Source organism: Amycolatopsis sp. NPDC114503, assembly GCF_055633655.1.
Genome location: NZ_JBVKDT010000004.1, coordinates 112,716 through 127,088, shown reverse-complemented (window position 1 = coordinate 127,088; position 14,373 = coordinate 112,716). Strand labels below are relative to the sequence as shown.

Here is a 14,373-nt window from a genome sequence, read left to right as displayed (position 1 = left end):
GAGGGCCAGCGCGCCCGGCCCGGGGGGCCGTGCACGCTGGCCCTCGACACGCCGACGCGATCCCGCGATCTGGGGCGGGTTGGTGGTGTCGGTGAAAGGGGTGGTGCGGAGAGAGAGGGGGTCTCGTGGGGCGGGGTGCTGGGGTGGGGTGTGAGTTTGTTGTCGCTGGGAGTGGGGGAGGAGGGGGGGCGTCGCCGGGGTGTGTGAAGTTGCTGGCGGGTACCCGCCGTGCGGTCTGGTGGCGTGGCCGCGGGGGTGAGGAGGTGGTTCTCGAGGGCTTGTCGGGTCCGGCGAGGGCTTCGGGCGACGGGTGGCCTCGAGGGGCGGGATGGGGGCGCCGGGGGGGGCGAGGTTGATCGGTGGGAAAAGACTGCCCGGCCGGAGGTGAATGACTCCGGCCGGGCGGTGTTTCGCTGAGAGTCGGAACTCTCGCGTTTCGGTGTGCCTGGCGGTGCGGCGAGGGAAAGTGCCGGGCGGCGGTGTTGAAACTCCGGCGGGGGAGTGAGCGGCCGTCCGGGGTTTTCCGAAATGATCTACGCGGAACGCCTCGAGGCAGGCAGCTTATTTGCTCGCGCGCTTTTTCGCGGGGCGCTTGCGGGGTTTCGCCTCCGGCTTCTGGCTTTCCTCGTAGGCGGCGATCACCTCGCGCGGGATGCGGCCGCGTTCGGCGATGGCCCAGTTGTTGTCCAGGGCCCACGTGCGGATCGCCTTGGAGCGTTCGCGTTCCTCGGCCGTCGGCGCGGCCGTGGCCCGCACGGTCGTCTTGCGTCCGCCGGTCCGGCGGGCGGACGCGATGAACGCCGCCAGTTCCCCGCGCAGGGTGGCGGCGTTTTCGTCGGACAGGTCGATTTCGTACTGGACGCCGTCGAGTCCGAAGGGGACGGTCTGCCCGGCTTCGGACCCGTCGAGGTCGTCGATCATCTCGACGAGGACTTTCTGTGCCATCGCGGTGACTCCTCCTGAAAACTGGACGCGGTCTCCGCAGACCATAACAGGAGTCCACTGTGGCTGGTCGCCGGCAATAATGTAACGCCGGTCGCGCGGGGAATTGGCCGTGCCGAGAGGAACGGCGGTCAGGAAGTTTTGCGCTCCGGCTCCGGATCGGCCAAGGCCGCGAAGGCGTGGCCCATCCGGTCGCGTTTAGTCCGGAGGTAGCGGAGGTTCTGCGGAGTTTCGACCGGGCGCAGCGCGATCTGCTCCGTGACGTGAAGTCCGGATTCGGCGAGCCCGCGGTATTTCTCCGGGTTGTTGGTGATGAGGCGCACTCGCCGGACGCCGAGATGGCCGAGGATCTGCGCACCGGAATCATAGGAGCGGGAGTCCGCCGGAAGACCCTGCGCGACATTGGCGTCGACCGTGTCGAGACCGGATTCCTGCAGTGCGTACGCCTGGATCTTGTGCGCGAGGCCGATACCTCGACCTTCATGGCCGCGCAGGTAAATGACGGCCCCGCACCCTTCGTCGGCGACCGCGCGCATCGCTTGTTCGAGCTGGGTGCCGCAGTCGCAGCGCAGCGAGCCGAGGATGTCGCCGGTGAGGCATTCGCTGTGCACCCGCACCAGCGCGCCGCGCTCGGAGCCGCCCGCGGCGGCGACGTCGCCCATGACGAGGGCGAGGTGTTCGGCACCGTCGAGGCGCGATCGGTACGCGACCGCGCGGAAGTCGCCGAAAGCGGTCGGCATCGCGGCGACCGCGACCGGTTCGACCAAGCGCTCGGTGGTGCGGCGGTACCGGATCAGATCGGCGATGGCGACGACGGGCAGGCCGTGTTCGGCGGCGAACTCGCGCACGCCCGTGTCGCGCAGCATCTCGCCGTCTACGCCGATCAGCTCGCTGATGACACCGACCGGCTCGCGACCTGCCAGCTTCAGCAGATCGACGGCGGCTTCGGTGTGCCCGGCACGGACGAGCACGCCGCCGTCCCGGGCACGCAACGGAAAGATGTGGCCTGGGCGGCGAAGATTCTCGCGAGTGGTGGCGGGATCGGCGAGCGCCCGGCAGGTGCGAGCGCGTGCCGTCGCGGACACTCCGGTCCCGGCGTCGGTGTGATCGACCGACACGGTGAACGCGGTGCCGTGCGCGTCCTTGTTGTCCGCGACCATCGGCGGAAGCGCGAGCGCGTCGGCTCGTTCCTCCGTCATCGGCGCGCACACGATTCCGGTGGTGTGCGCGACGAGGAAGGCCAGCTGGCCGGCGGTGACGCTGTCGGCCGCGAGCACGAGATCGCCCTCGTCCTCCCGATCGTGATCGTCGACGACCACGATCATCCGGCCTTCCTCGAGCGCGAGCACGGCCGCGCGCACGCTGGCCGCGGCATCCGGCGTAGTGGGCATGTCTAACCTCCTGGATCTCAAATCCGCTCGAAGTTACTCGATGATAACACTCTACGAGAGCTGAGCTGGAGTGATCTGTCTTGATATGTTATCGACCAATAACATCGAGCGGAAGAGGGAGAGGTTCACTCGCCGGGGAGCGAGCCGCTCCGCCGGAGATCTCGGACGAAACAGCCGAGCAGGTCCGCGAACCGCGCCCGTTCCTCCGGAGACCACCCAGCGAGAGCGCCGCCGAACTGGTCGGCCCGGCGCTGTCGTTCGGCGTCCAGCATCCGGCGGCCCGCATCAGTCACCACGAGCGGGCTGGCCCGGCCGTCGTCCGGATCGGCCCGGCGCTCGACCAGCCCGGACCGGACCAGCCCGGACCGGACCAGCCCGGACCGGACCAGCCCGGACCGGACCAGCCCGGCGACCTGGCGGCTGACCGTCGACGGATTCACGCCCAGCACCGCGGCGATTTCCCCGGCCCGGAACGGGCCCTCGTCGGCGAGCATGGTCAGCAGCGACAAGCACATCGGCTCGGCCGGTGCCGCTTCCGCTCGTTTGACCAGGCGAGCCAGCGCGAGAATCTGGTCGGCGAGGTCGACGTCGGACATCGTCTCAGCGGCCGGCGCTAACGTGGCGATCGCGCCCGGCTCCGTACCCGGCGAAGACCATCACGATGCTCAACGCGGTGAGCGCGAGCAGCGCGCCGGACCAGCTTCCGGTGGCGTCGTGCAGGATGCCGAGCAGCAGCGGTCCGGCTGCGGCGACGAGGTAGCCGATGGACTGCGCCATCCCGGCAAGCGCCGTGGTCTCGCTGGGACCGGTGGCGCGCTGGCTCTGGAAGCTGAGCGCGAGCACGAGACAGACGCCAGTGCCGAGGCCGAGCAGCGTGCACCCGACGATCGCGATCCCGGGCGCCAGAAGGAGAATCGCGAAACCGGCGGCGGTGACCGCCGATGCCGCGGCGGCGGGGAACCGCTGGTCGGCCCGGCCCTTGGTGAGCAGGGGCAGCACCATGCCGGTGGCCAGCGCGACGAGCTGGTAGTAAAACAGCATCCAGCCGGCCGCGGTCGTGCTCATGCCCTGCCCGCTGAGGATGCTGGGCAACCACGCGACGGCGGTGTAGAAGGCGAGCGACTGCAGGCCCATGAACAGGGAAACCTGCCACGCCAGCCAGGATCGCCACGGAGTCGGCGCGTGCGCGGCGCCCGTCCGCGGTCCGGTGTCCGGCCGTGAGCCGCGCAGCCGGGGCAACCATCCGGCCAGTGCGGCCAAGGCGACGACCACTGCCCAGGCCAGCGCGGAATGCCACGCCCCGGGCAGAACCCCCGCCAGCGGAACGGAAATCCCGGACGACACCGCGGCGACCACGCCCATGACCGTGACGTAGAGCGCGCTGACGGTATGCACCCGCGAGGCCGGAACATGCGTCCGAATCACCGTAGGCAGCAAGACGTTCCCGACCGCGATCGCAGCCGACAGCAGCACCGTCCCCGCGAACAGGCAAGCGATCGACGGCAGCGACCGGACCACCGTGCCCACTGCCAGCACCGCCAGCGAGAACACGAGCAACCGCGTGGACCCGACCCGATGCGAAACGCGCCCGACGAGCGGCGAAGTCACCGCGAACATGAGCAGCGGCAAGGTATTCAGCACGCCACCCGCCGACGCGGGCAGACCGGTGTCGTGCTCGATGGCGGGCAGCAGCGTGCCGACGCCGGTCAGGGTCGCGCGCAAATTCGCCGCCACCAGGAGGATCGCGAGCAACAGCCCCGCGGACCACTCCGGCTTGGTGATCGGTCTTTTCGCGACGGCCGGCGCCTCGACCTCGGCGGTCACTTCTCCCGCTCCGTTCCGGCCCCGGTGAGCTTCACGATCTCGGCGGCGCAATAACGCGCCCCGACCTCGTCCTGGGCAGCGATCGCCTCGACCAGCTGCCGATGCAGCCGAGTGTGCTCTCGAGCGGTCGCCTCGGGCCAGAGAGTGTCGCCGATCTGCTCGGCGACGGACGCGCTGAGCACGTCGTACACCTCAGTGAGCAGGGAGTTCCGCCCCGCGTTCACGACGGCCTGGTGAAACCGGACGTCCGCCTCGACGGCTGTCTCGGCGTCGTCCCGCACCTCGGCCTCGTCAAGCAAATGCCGCAAGCCGACCAGGTCTTCGTCAGTGCGGCGCACCGCAGCCAGACCCGAGGCGTACTCCTCCAGCACGGCCCGCAGCTCCAGCACGTCGCCCCGCCGCGAGGATTTGGCCCGCCGCATCAGCACGGACTGCATTTCGCTGGACGCCCGAACGTACGTCCCGTCGCCCCGGCGAGCCTCCAGCAAACCGAGATGCACCAGCGCGCCGAGCGCCTCCCGCACCGTCGTCCGCCCCACCCCAAGCTGCTTGACCAGGTCATTCTCCGCCGGAATCCGCATCCCGACCGGCCACTCGCCAGAAGCGATCTGCTCCCGAAGCGTGTCCACAAGCTGCGCGGCAAGACTGGCGACCCGACTGGGCGCCCGAAGATCGTTCATAAGGCAACCCTAACACCGAATGTCAGACATTTGAATGTGACCAGGACCGCGCCCCACGACCCACCCGCCCAACCGCAGCCGATGCACCCAACTCGCCAGGCACCCAGACCCTGCCCTGCACCCCGATACGAAGCCTCCCTGCGGTCTGGGGTTGCTTGTCAAGGCATCTTTCCCGCCTTGACAAGCAACCCCAGACCGTCAGCACAATTACGGCTTCGGGGTGCCCCGCCGCACCATTCCCGTGAGGGGAACCCTCACGGCCCTACGTCCCGACGCCTCACACGGCACCAGCCGGAACAAGCAACGCATTGATCGCCGCCGTCCGGATCGTCTCCGCCACACTCTCCGCATCAAGCCCGCTATTGAACTGCGGAACAGAATTGATCATCGAAAACACCGCATGCGTCAACACCCGGTTCTGCGCGTCCGACAAGTCGGGCCGCAACCGCTCCACCAACGCACTCCACTCCTCGGCGTACAGCCGCATCATCCGCCGCATCCGATGCCGCTCTTCCTCCGGAACGTTGTGCTCGTTCTTCAGGAACACCAACGTCGACGGCACATTCTGAAGACTGCGCGTAACGTGGTAATCGATCATCGCCTCAAGCGCCGCACGCGGATCAGCAACCCCCGCCGCGGTCTCGCGCGCATTGGCGAGCAGATCCTTCAGCGGATCTTCGAGCACAGCGATCAACAACGCCTGCTTGCTCGGGAAATGCCGGTACAGCGCAGGACCGGTCACGCCAGCCCGCGCACCGATCATCTCGGTGGTGACCGCGTCGAAGGCGCGCTCATGGAACAACTCGCCAGCGACCTTGATCAACGTCTGCCTGCGCGAGGAACGCGGCGACGCGGCGCTAGAGGGGCTAGTCATGGCTCGAGTCTAGGTGAGAGGCCGATAACGGGCCGCCGCATACGCCGCCAGCAGGTCAGCGACCGCGCCAAGGCAGGAAAACCCCAGGTCGGACGCCATTCCCCGCGGATCGCCGAGCACCCCGTTGGGTGCGACCGCCTTAACGCCGCCGGTTAATACCCGGCCGAGCAGGTCGTCGTTCATCGGCTCGGCGAGCCCGGCCGCGGCACGCGAGGTCCGCACCGCTTCCGGCCGAAGGGCGAGCATGATCGAGCTTTCAGCCACGTCGGCATGCCCTCCGACGTGCCCGGCAAGGTCGGCGACAGCGGCGCGCCAGGCGTCGAGAACCGCAGTCGAGTCGGCGAAGGCGATCACGTCCAGATCGGCGGGCAGCCGGGCGGCGAGTCTTGGCTCCAGTTCGCTCAGCAGCGGGTAATTCCCGATGTGCGCCGAAAAGATCAACACCCGGCGAAACCCATGGGCGGCAAGGCTTTCACAACAGTCGAAGCAGATCGCCTCCAGAGTCTCGGGCCGCAGCGACAGAGTTCCGGCGAAGCCGAGATGATGCGCGGAACAGCCGACGCGCACGGTCGGCAGGACGAGAGCGTCGCCGAGCCGCTCCGCCACGAGCACGCCTAACTGGTCGGCGTGCTCGCTGTCGACCGACAACGGCAGGTGCGGGCCATGCTGTTCGGTCGCGCCCAGCGGCAGGATCGCGGTCCTCGTCCCGCTCGCGATCGCGTCGGCGATTTCCGGCGAGGTCAGGCGCTCGATGCGCAGCTCGCTCATGCCGTCCTGCGCAGGAAGTTAGTAGCAAGTAACAAGATTCCTCCTAGGTCCAGCCTTGACCACGGGTTAGCTCCGCCTTATGTTATCGAGCAATAACATTGAACGGAAGGAGCGGCCATGGACTTCATCCTCATGTCCGAGGGGGACACCCCGGTCGGGCTCACCCACGAGCACCGCTACCGGGAACTCGTCGAGGAGGTGCTGCTTGCCGAGCAGGTCGGCTTCGACGCTTTCGGGAGCTCCGAGCAGCACGTCGCCGTCGGCACCGCGACGGTGTCGGCGCCGGAGGTGCTCTACCCGTACCTGATGGCGCTCACCAGCCGGATCCGCTTCATTCACCTCGTGACGCTGCTGCCGACGCGGATGAATCACGCGCTGCGCGTCGCGGAGCGGATCGCGACCGAGGACATCCTGTCCAACGGCCGCATTGAACTCGGCACCGGGCGCGGCAACACGACGCTCGCGCTGCGGGCGTTCGAGGTGGACCCGACGGAGAACAAATCCCAGTGGCGCGAAGGGATCGAGCTGATCCGCCGGGCGTTCCTCGACGATCCGTTCTCGTTCGTGGGCGAGCACTACAAGGTCCCGCCGCGCAGTCTGGTGCCGAAGCCGTTGCAGGCGCCGTACCCGCCGATCTCGGTCGCCGCGGGAAGCCCGAGTTCGGTCGAAACCGCCGCCAGGATGGGCATCGGCGCGATCATGGGCGGCTTCTACCTCGGCTACGACCTCGTGGAGAACATGCTGAAGCTCTACGACGAAACCCTCGCCGCCGCCACTCACGACCACCCGATCACGCCGCGCAAGATGGTCCTGGTCAGCGGCGGCATGCACTGCGCCGAAACGACTGCCCTGGCCCGCGAACAGGCCCGGCCGCTGTTCGAGATGTCCAAGCTTTCCACCGACGCGTACGGGCGGCTGGCGAAGCTTTCCCAGGACTACGCCTACATGGGCGCCGTCAACGACGTCGATTTCAGCGACGAGGAATACCTGTTCGAGCGTTCGCAGGGCTTCCTCGTCGGCGACCCGGAGCATTGCATCGAGCACGTTCAGCGCTACGCGGACATGGGCGTGGAATCGCTGGTGCTGCGAGTGGACAGTCTCCCGCACGACCAGCTGATGCGGTCGATCGAACTGTTCGGCAAGTACGTGATCCCGCGTTTCAAGCACCCGCGCAACGTGGTGCGCCCGGCCGACGACGTGCTGGCCGGGATCCGCGCCGCACGTCCGGCGCACGAGGAAGCGCTGCGCCGGTTCCAGTCCGAGAGCAAGACTGCGGAGGCGGTCCGATGAGCGGGCTTTACCAGCACGGGACCGGAAATGTCCTCGTCGAGCGTCCGGCCGACGGCGTCCTGCTGATCACCATCAACCGGCCGGAGCGGTACAACGCGCTGCTGATGCCGATGTTCGAGGAGCTGAGCCGGATCTGGGCCGACGTCGAGCGCGACGACGAGACGCGCGTCGTCGTGGTGACCGGGGCCGGCGACGCGTTCTGCACCGGGATGGACGTCCGTGAACCCGACCCGACGCCGGAGTCCGCGCTCGCGATGCTGGAGGCCGAGCGGCGGCGGATTTCGACGGTGCTGCGGATCGAAAAGCCGATCATTTCCGCGATCAACGGCCCTGCGGTCGGTTACGGTCTGTCGACCGCATTGCTCGCTGACATCAGCATCGCCGCCGAAGACGCGGTGTTGATCGAAGGGCACACCAAGGTCGGCGTCACCGCGGGCGACCACGCGGCGTTGATCTGGCCGCTGCTGGTCGGGATGGCCAAAACGAAGTATTACGTGCTGACGTCGGAGAAACTGACCGGAGCCGAGGCGGAGCGGATCGGGCTCGTGAGCCTGGCCGTGCCCCGCGATCAGGTGCTGCCGCGCGCGTTGGAAGTCGCCGCTCAACTCGCGCAGGGCCCGCAGCAGGCGCTCCGGTTCACGAAACGCGCGCTCAACATGTGGCTCACGAATGCGTTGCCGCAGCACGAATTGTCCGGCGCGCTGGAGATTCTCGACTTCGCCGGAGCCGACTATCGCGAAGCGCGCCAAGCATTCCGGGAGAAGCGTCCGCCGGTTTTTCCGTCGGCTTCCGGCGTATCGGCGAATTGAACGGAGGCGACATGACCACTGCCTCGCTCAGCGCTGTCCAGGTGTCCGATGAAGCGGACGGCGTGGTGGTCTTGACCCTGAGCCACCCGCCCGCGAACGCGCTCAGCGACGCGCTCATCCGCGGGCTGACCACGATCCTGGAAGACCTCGCCGGCGGTCCCGCCGTCGTCTTGACCGGTGCGGGTGATCGGTTCTTCTGTGCTGGCGGCGATCTCAAGGAAGCAGTCGGCTACGACGCCGAATCGATGGTCGAGCGGATGACGTCGTTTCACGCATTGCTCTGCGCGCTGGAAAAGTTTCCCCGGCCGTTGGTGTGCGCGGTGAACGGCTGGTGCGTCGGCGGCGGGATCGAAATGGCGTTGTTCGCCGATGTCGTTTACGCGTCGGCGCAGGCACGCTTCGTTTTCCCCGAGGTCGACCACGGGATGTTGCCTGCGGTGAAAGGAATCGCCCGGGTGCGCGAGGTGTTAGGCGACCGCGCTGCCCGGCGGTTGTTGCTGGGCGGAGAATCCGTCGACGCGTTCGAGGCGAAGGCGCTGGGCATTGTCGACGAAGTGGTTGAGCCGGGGGAGTTGCTGGAGGTCGCGTCGGCGCGGGCGCGCACGGCGGCGGCGAAACCGCCAGCGGTGTTCGCGGCCTTGAAAGTCGCGCTGCTCCAGGAGACGGCGGCATGGCCGGACGAGAAACAGGTGCAGGTCACGGCCGCCGACGCGCGAACAGTTTTCAACGACCCTGCCGCACGAGCTGCCCGGGAGGCATGGAATGGCTGACGTATCGCACGATCTGGACCCGGCCGTTTTCCGTTCGGCGCTGTCCCGTTTTCCGTCCGGCGTCACGATCGTGACGACCCGGAGCGAGGACGGGACGTTGCACGGATTCACCGCGAGTTCCTTCGCATCGCTCTCGCTCGATCCGCCGCTGGTGCTGGTGTGTCTTGACCGGGGCGCGACCTGCTTCCCGGTTTTCCTGGCCGCAGAACGGTTTGTCGTGAACGTGGTGACGCCGTCGCACGCCGAGCTGGCGACGAGGTTCGCGACGAAAGGCGAGAACAAATTCGCGTACGGGAGCTTCGAGTTCGACGAGCTGGGTCATCCGCTCCTGCCGGACGCGGCGGCCGTCCTGCACTGTGAATTGGAGCAGGCCGTGCCCGGCGGGGACCATGTGATCCTCATCGGCCGGGTGCGCGAGGCGCGGACCGGCGACGGCAAACCGGTGGCGTGGTACCGAGGTGACTTCCTCCACCTCGGCGAGCGTGCCGCGTGAGCGCCGCCGGATCTGGGCTTGCGGCGGGAAGAAAGGCCGGGACATGGAGCTGACCGAGTTCGAACCGGAGCGGACGCTGCCGGGTCTGCTGCTCGACCGCGCTCGCCGAGAGCCTGAGGCCGTCGCGCTGCGGTATTCGCGCGGCGGGGCCGTGCAGGTGATCACCTGGCGGAGGTACCTGGAACGGGTACGCGAACTGGCGCTCGGCCTTGTCGTACAAGGTGTCCGGCACGGAGATCGGGTCGCGGTGATGAGCAGCGCGCGGCCGGAATGGGTGTTCGCCGCGCTGGCCGTGCAGAGCATCGGCGGCGTGGTGATCGGCGTGTATCCGACCAACTCGCCCGCGGAGATCGAGCAGGTTCTCGTGCACAGCGAGGCGGTCGCGTTCGTCGGCGAGACGGAAACGGAACTCGCCAAGGTCGCGAAGATCGCCGGGAACACCCCGGATCTGCGGCTCGTCGCCGGAATCGACGCCGTGCCGCCGGATCTGCCGGAGGGGATCACCGGTGTGACGTGGGACGACCTTCGCTCGTCCGGCGAATCGGGCTCCTTGGCCGAGCTGATCGCCGCCACGACGCTCGACGACCCGGCCGTCCTCTTCTACACCTCAGGTTCCACCGGCGTTCCCAAGGGCGTGACGCATTCGCACCGCACGCTCCAGCACGCGATCCAAAGTGTCATCGGCCTGTACCCGGAGAGCCGGACCACGCGGCACGACGTGGTCGGCTTTCTCCCGCTGGCGCATGTGGCGCCGGCGGTGCTGCTCGTCTTCACCCCGCTGCACACTCGGCTCGTCGTGACTTTCTGCCCCATCGAGGAGTACGGCGAGGTACTGCGCGCGGTACGGCCGACAGTCGTGCTCTGGCCGCCTCGCTTCTACGAGAAGCTCGCTGCTGAGCTTATCGCGCAAGCTGAGTCCTGGACCGGAATCCGGCGTCTCGCTTACCGGATCGCGATGCGCGTCGGTCGCCGGATGGCTGAGCGGCGCTGGTCCGACAGCCGTGCCTCTGTGCTGTTGAGAATCCTTTACGCCGCCGCGGTTCGCGGAGTTTTCGTTCCGCTGCGGGCGAGTCACGGCATGGACCGGCTGCGCGTCGCGTGGACGGCTTCGGCAGCCATGCCGGAGAGTGTCGTGGCGCTGTGGCAGATCTGGGGACTCGACCTGCGCGAGAACTACGGGCTCACCGAGACCGGCGGCTGTCCCATCGGGCAGTTCGGCCAGCCGTTCCCGCGCCCGGGACGGATCGGCCGGGAGTTCCCGGACCCGCGTTTCCAGGTGAAACTGGCCGACGACCGTGAAATGCTGCTCCGCGCGCCGCTGCTGTTCAGCGGGTACTGGCGGAATCCCGAGGAAACCGAAGCGGTGTTCGAGGACGGCTGGTTCCGCACCGGCGACCTGATGGAGCGGACGTCCGAAGGGGACATCCGGCTGATCGGCCGGAAGAAGGACGTGATCATCACCCGGGGCGGCAAGACAGTCGATCCGCAACCGATCGAGATCCGGCTGCGGGAGAGTTCGCTGATCGAGGAAGCGATCGTGGTCGGGGACGGGCGGAAGTATCTGACTGTCCTCATCGAACCGGGCGCTGCCGCCGGTGCGGAGCTGGCTGGTCGGCTCAGGGAGGAGCTGGACCGGGTCAACGCCGACCTCGCGCGGGTGGAGCAGCTGAAGGACTTCCGGGTGCTGCCGCGGCCGTTGGCGGCTTCACGCGGCGAGCGGACGGCGAACGGGAAGGTGAAACGCGCGGCTGTGGTGGATTCGTTCGCGGGATTGATCAGCGAGATGTACGGCGTGGACGACGACGCGGCGATCGCGGATCACGTACGGAGGCCGCGCTAGGGAAGGGGCGGGTCCTGCTCCCGCCTCTCAGCAGCTACTGCGGTCCGTAAACCACGACAGTGTTGCCCCAAGGATCGCGCGCCACCGCCCGGACCTCGTGCGGTCCTTGTTCCGGTTGCCGCACAACGGTTCCGCCGCCAGCGACCAATGCGGACAGTGCGGCGGCCACGTCGGGCACCTTGAACGACGCGGCAGGCACGCCGTCGGTGACGTCCTCGTCCGGGCCGGCGAGGGCGAGCGTCGTGCCTCCCGCGTCGAGGGCGGCGTAACGGTCGCCGTCGACGAATTTCGTCGGCAGGCCGAAGGTCTCGGCGTAGAACCGCACGGCTGAGCTGACATCGGCGACCGGGTGCAGCACGTTCCCGATCTTGGCCGGCTTCGGGGAGTCGTTCACCAGTCGAGCGTAGCTCGCATTGATCCGGGACCGGGCGGGTATGCGGAGGGAGAACCCGAGGAAGGGAGCGCCATGTCGGACGTCCGGGAGTTTTTGACGGAAGTCGGGTACCCGTGCGAGCGCGAAGAGCTCCTCCGCCGGGCCGCCGCGAAGGGCGCGGGCGACGACGTGATCGGCCATCTCGGCAAGCTGCCCGAGCAGCGGTACGAGAATGTCGAGGCGGTGCACCGGCTGCTCGGCGAAGACCTCGATCCGCATTCGTGACGACGACGGGCCTGTTCGCCGGTCTCGCGCCCGCGGACCTCCGCGCAGCGGTAGGGGGTCCTGCTCGTCGCGGATGAGGACGGTGATCCGGTCGTCGCGGGCGACGTTGCGGTACTTCGCCCGGTGAGTCTCGGTGTTGAGCACGATTTTGCCGTTCTCGGCGTGCACCCAGAACATCTGCGTCTGCAGCCGGCGGCTCGGCAGCACCGCGGCCGCCGTCACGGACCGCCGTCCGGGTAACCCGGCGAGGTCAGAGCCAGACCAGCCCGGCGAGCACGGCGACGCCCGCGAGCAACCAGGCCACGTAGTCGCCGACCTGGCCGGAATGCGCGCGATGCAAGACGGTCAGGGCCTCGTGCACTGGTTTCGGGGCCCGGTGCCGCGACCACAACGCGAAGGCTGCGGCGCCGAGGGTGAGCAGGGCGGTTACCGCGGCGGACAGCAGGCCGGGGCCGGTCCAGGAGAGCTCAGACCCCGTTGTCGGAGAGGACGGCGGCAGCATAGGCAGGACATCGTGCAGATAGCCCGCGCGGTCGACCGCTTGCGCTCCGGCCGCCGCTGCGACGTCACGGATCCACGGAACGATTCCGGCGGCCAGCGCGAAACCGAGCAGGACGACGATGGCGGCGAGCATCGGCACCGGGGTGCGCTGGATCGGCCGGCCGGTCTCGGGTTCCTCGCCGGAACCGGTGGTCGTGTCGGCGGAATCGTCGGCGGGCGGCCTGCCGAGTCCGAAGTAGACTCGCAGCCCGGCTCGCAGCACTGCTGCGGCGGTGACCGCGGAAATCACTGCGAACACGATCATGAGCCAGCCCGGTCCTGCGCGCTCGGCGGCGTCTTTGCCCAGCGCCAGGCCGAAGGGCGGCAGTCCGGCGAGCGCGGCTGCGGCGATCAGGAACAGCACGGCTTCCGTCCGCGAATGCGTTGCGCGGCCGAAGAGATCGTCCTCGTCGACACTGCCGTAGCGGTCCTTAAGCACTCCGGTCAGGAGGAAGAGCGCGCCTTTGGCTCCGGCGTGCCCGAGCACCGAGAGGACGAACGCGGCCGTCGCCTCGCCGCCGGTGGCGGACAGTCCACAAAGGAACAGTCCGATGTGGGCGATGGTCGAGTAGGCCAGCAGGCGTTTGAGATGTCGCTGGGTGAAGCAGAGCACCGCGCCGAGCACCGCGCTGGCGATCCCGGCGGTGAGGAAGATCCGGCTGACGGTCGCGTCGTCGAGCACCGAGCCGAAGACCGTCGTGCGGACGCGGAGCACGCCGTAGAGTCCGAGTTCGACCATGACGCCGGAGAACAGCACGCACACCGGCGTCGGCGCGACGGCATGCGCGTCGGCGAGCCAGAAGTGGAACGGCACGGTCGCGGCTTTGACCAGCAATCCGGTGCACACCAAGACAAACGCGGCGATGACGAGTGCGTCCGCCGGATGTCCGTCAAGTGCGACTCCCAGTTGGGCGAGGCCGAGCTGGCCGCCGCGCGCGTAGAGCAGGCCGATGCCCATCAGCGTGAAGTACGCGCCGAGGGAGTTGACGACGCCGAAGTTCAGCGCGCCCTGCACGGAGTCCGCTTCTTCGACCCGGTACCCGGTGAGGGCGTAGGCGACGCCGCTCATCAGCTCGAAGAACACGAACAGCGTGAACAGGTCGCCGGTGAAGAGGAACCCGAGCATTCCGGTCAGGAAGAGCAGCATCATCGCGTGGTAGCGGGCTTCGACGGCTTCGAAGTAATGCCAGCTGTAGAGCAACGCGCAGACCGTCAGGAATGCCGCCAGCGCGGCGAAAGTCGTGTTCATCCCATCCGCGACGAGCACGATGCCGACCGAGCGGGTGCCCTCCGGACCCTGTCTGCCGAGCCAGGTGACCACTCGGTCGTGGTGCGCCGCGGTCAGCAGGACCACGCACAGTACGCAGACCGCCGCGGCGGTCACCGTGGCCGTTACGTCGACCACGACGCGGGGGAGTTTGCCGCCGAGGCCGAGCAGCAGGCAGGCGGCCAGCAGCGGGACGGCGATGGCGAGTACGGGCAGGGTCGTCATGG

15 protein-coding genes are annotated in these 14,373 nt (G+C 68.3%); 6 read left to right on the top strand and 9 right to left on the bottom strand.

The window, feature by feature from the left end; translation table 11 throughout:
* Nucleotides 1-561 precede the first annotated feature (561 nt).
* The 7 genes from ACZ7OI_RS17790 to ACZ7OI_RS17760 form a co-directional block, all read right to left on the bottom strand.
* Nucleotides 562-945: a histone-like nucleoid-structuring protein Lsr2 gene (locus ACZ7OI_RS17790; RefSeq protein ID WP_470265292.1), complete on the bottom strand. Its 384-nt coding sequence runs from the start codon at nt 943-945 to the stop codon at nt 562-564.
* 128 nt (nt 946-1,073) lie between these two features.
* Nucleotides 1,074-2,333: a bifunctional 3,4-dihydroxy-2-butanone-4-phosphate synthase/GTP cyclohydrolase II gene (locus tag ACZ7OI_RS17785; RefSeq protein ID WP_470265291.1), complete on the bottom strand. Its 1,260-nt coding sequence runs from the start codon at nt 2,331-2,333 to the stop codon at nt 1,074-1,076.
* Between the two features lie 125 nt (nt 2,334-2,458).
* A complete protein-coding gene (locus tag ACZ7OI_RS17780) occupies nt 2,459-2,929 on the bottom strand; it encodes a MarR family winged helix-turn-helix transcriptional regulator (RefSeq protein ID WP_470265290.1) in 471 nt (156 codons plus the stop codon).
* A gap of 4 nt (nt 2,930-2,933) precedes the next feature.
* On the bottom strand, nt 2,934-4,157 hold the full coding sequence (locus ACZ7OI_RS17775; protein WP_470265289.1) for a CynX/NimT family MFS transporter: 1,224 nt from the start codon (nt 4,155-4,157) through the stop codon (nt 2,934-2,936).
* Entirely contained in the window at nt 4,154-4,837 is a 684-nt protein-coding gene (locus ACZ7OI_RS17770; RefSeq protein WP_470265288.1) for a FadR/GntR family transcriptional regulator, read from the bottom strand. Before ACZ7OI_RS17770 ends, ACZ7OI_RS17775 begins: the two co-directional genes overlap by 4 nt.
* Nucleotides 4,838-5,114: 277 nt before the next feature.
* Complete coding sequence (locus ACZ7OI_RS17765; RefSeq protein ID WP_470265287.1) at nt 5,115-5,660, bottom strand: TetR/AcrR family transcriptional regulator; 546 nt, start codon at nt 5,658-5,660, stop codon at nt 5,115-5,117.
* A 60-nt stretch (nt 5,661-5,720) separates the two neighbouring features.
* Nucleotides 5,721-6,479, bottom strand: a complete 759-nt coding sequence (locus ACZ7OI_RS17760) for a creatininase family protein (protein ID WP_470265286.1) — start codon at nt 6,477-6,479, stop codon at nt 5,721-5,723.
* A gap of 117 nt (nt 6,480-6,596) precedes the next feature.
* Here ACZ7OI_RS17760 and ACZ7OI_RS17755 point away from each other — a divergent pair, with 117 nt between their 5' ends.
* Genes ACZ7OI_RS17755 through ACZ7OI_RS17735 form a run of 5 tightly spaced genes read left to right on the top strand, consistent with a single transcriptional unit; the run spans nt 6,597 to nt 11,681 of the window.
* Nucleotides 6,597-7,769, top strand: coding sequence for an LLM class flavin-dependent oxidoreductase (locus tag ACZ7OI_RS17755; protein ID WP_470265285.1), 1,173 nt, complete (start codon nt 6,597-6,599; stop codon nt 7,767-7,769).
* On the top strand, nt 7,766-8,578 hold the full coding sequence (locus tag ACZ7OI_RS17750; RefSeq protein ID WP_470265284.1) for an enoyl-CoA hydratase/isomerase family protein: 813 nt from the start codon (nt 7,766-7,768) through the stop codon (nt 8,576-8,578). Before ACZ7OI_RS17755 ends, ACZ7OI_RS17750 begins: the two co-directional genes overlap by 4 nt.
* Before the next feature lie 11 nt (nt 8,579-8,589).
* Nucleotides 8,590-9,348: an enoyl-CoA hydratase/isomerase family protein gene (locus ACZ7OI_RS17745; protein WP_470265283.1), complete on the top strand. Its 759-nt coding sequence runs from the start codon at nt 8,590-8,592 to the stop codon at nt 9,346-9,348.
* Nucleotides 9,341-9,841 (top strand): flavin reductase family protein, encoded by a 501-nt coding sequence (locus tag ACZ7OI_RS17740; protein WP_470265282.1) that lies wholly within the window; start codon nt 9,341-9,343, stop codon nt 9,839-9,841. Before ACZ7OI_RS17745 ends, ACZ7OI_RS17740 begins: the two co-directional genes overlap by 8 nt.
* On the top strand, nt 9,807-11,681 hold the full coding sequence (locus ACZ7OI_RS17735) for an AMP-dependent synthetase/ligase (RefSeq protein ID WP_470265281.1): 1,875 nt from the start codon (nt 9,807-9,809) through the stop codon (nt 11,679-11,681). The genes ACZ7OI_RS17740 and ACZ7OI_RS17735 overlap by 35 nt, the downstream gene beginning before the upstream one ends.
* Nucleotides 11,682-11,715: 34 nt before the next feature.
* Here the strand turns inward: ACZ7OI_RS17735 and ACZ7OI_RS17730 are convergent, their stop codons facing one another.
* Nucleotides 11,716-12,075: a VOC family protein gene (locus ACZ7OI_RS17730; RefSeq protein WP_470265280.1), complete on the bottom strand. Its 360-nt coding sequence runs from the start codon at nt 12,073-12,075 to the stop codon at nt 11,716-11,718.
* Nucleotides 12,076-12,147: 72 nt separating this feature from the next.
* Here ACZ7OI_RS17730 and ACZ7OI_RS17725 point away from each other — a divergent pair, with 72 nt between their 5' ends.
* Nucleotides 12,148-12,339: a DUF2795 domain-containing protein gene (locus ACZ7OI_RS17725; RefSeq protein WP_470265279.1), complete on the top strand. Its 192-nt coding sequence runs from the start codon at nt 12,148-12,150 to the stop codon at nt 12,337-12,339.
* Between the two features lie 250 nt (nt 12,340-12,589).
* Here the strand turns inward: ACZ7OI_RS17725 and ACZ7OI_RS17720 are convergent, their stop codons facing one another.
* A complete protein-coding gene (locus ACZ7OI_RS17720; protein WP_470265278.1) occupies nt 12,590-14,371 on the bottom strand; it encodes a complex I subunit 5 family protein in 1,782 nt (593 codons plus the stop codon).
* Nucleotides 14,372-14,373: the final 2 nt, after the last annotated feature.

What these genes read in the sequence shown, in the direction of transcription:
- ACZ7OI_RS17790 (WP_470265292.1), bottom strand. Translation starts at nt 945, where the DNA reads ATGGCACAGAAAGTCCTCGTCGAGATGATCGACGACCTCGACGGGTCC.
- ACZ7OI_RS17725 (WP_470265279.1), top strand. Translation starts at nt 12,148, where the DNA reads ATGTCGGACGTCCGGGAGTTTTTGACGGAAGTCGGGTACCCGTGCGAG.
- ACZ7OI_RS17745 (WP_470265283.1), top strand. Translation starts at nt 8,590, where the DNA reads ATGACCACTGCCTCGCTCAGCGCTGTCCAGGTGTCCGATGAAGCGGAC.
- ACZ7OI_RS17760 (WP_470265286.1), bottom strand. Translation starts at nt 6,479, where the DNA reads ATGAGCGAGCTGCGCATCGAGCGCCTGACCTCGCCGGAAATCGCCGAC.
- ACZ7OI_RS17755 (WP_470265285.1), top strand. Translation starts at nt 6,597, where the DNA reads ATGGACTTCATCCTCATGTCCGAGGGGGACACCCCGGTCGGGCTCACC.
- ACZ7OI_RS17750 (WP_470265284.1), top strand. Translation starts at nt 7,766, where the DNA reads ATGAGCGGGCTTTACCAGCACGGGACCGGAAATGTCCTCGTCGAGCGT.
- ACZ7OI_RS17780 (WP_470265290.1), bottom strand. Translation starts at nt 2,929, where the DNA reads ATGTCCGACGTCGACCTCGCCGACCAGATTCTCGCGCTGGCTCGCCTG.
- ACZ7OI_RS17785 (WP_470265291.1), bottom strand. Translation starts at nt 2,333, where the DNA reads ATGCCCACTACGCCGGATGCCGCGGCCAGCGTGCGCGCGGCCGTGCTC.
- ACZ7OI_RS17770 (WP_470265288.1), bottom strand. Translation starts at nt 4,837, where the DNA reads ATGAACGATCTTCGGGCGCCCAGTCGGGTCGCCAGTCTTGCCGCGCAG.
- ACZ7OI_RS17720 (WP_470265278.1), bottom strand. Translation starts at nt 14,371, where the DNA reads ATGACGACCCTGCCCGTACTCGCCATCGCCGTCCCGCTGCTGGCCGCC.
- ACZ7OI_RS17740 (WP_470265282.1), top strand. Translation starts at nt 9,341, where the DNA reads ATGGCTGACGTATCGCACGATCTGGACCCGGCCGTTTTCCGTTCGGCG.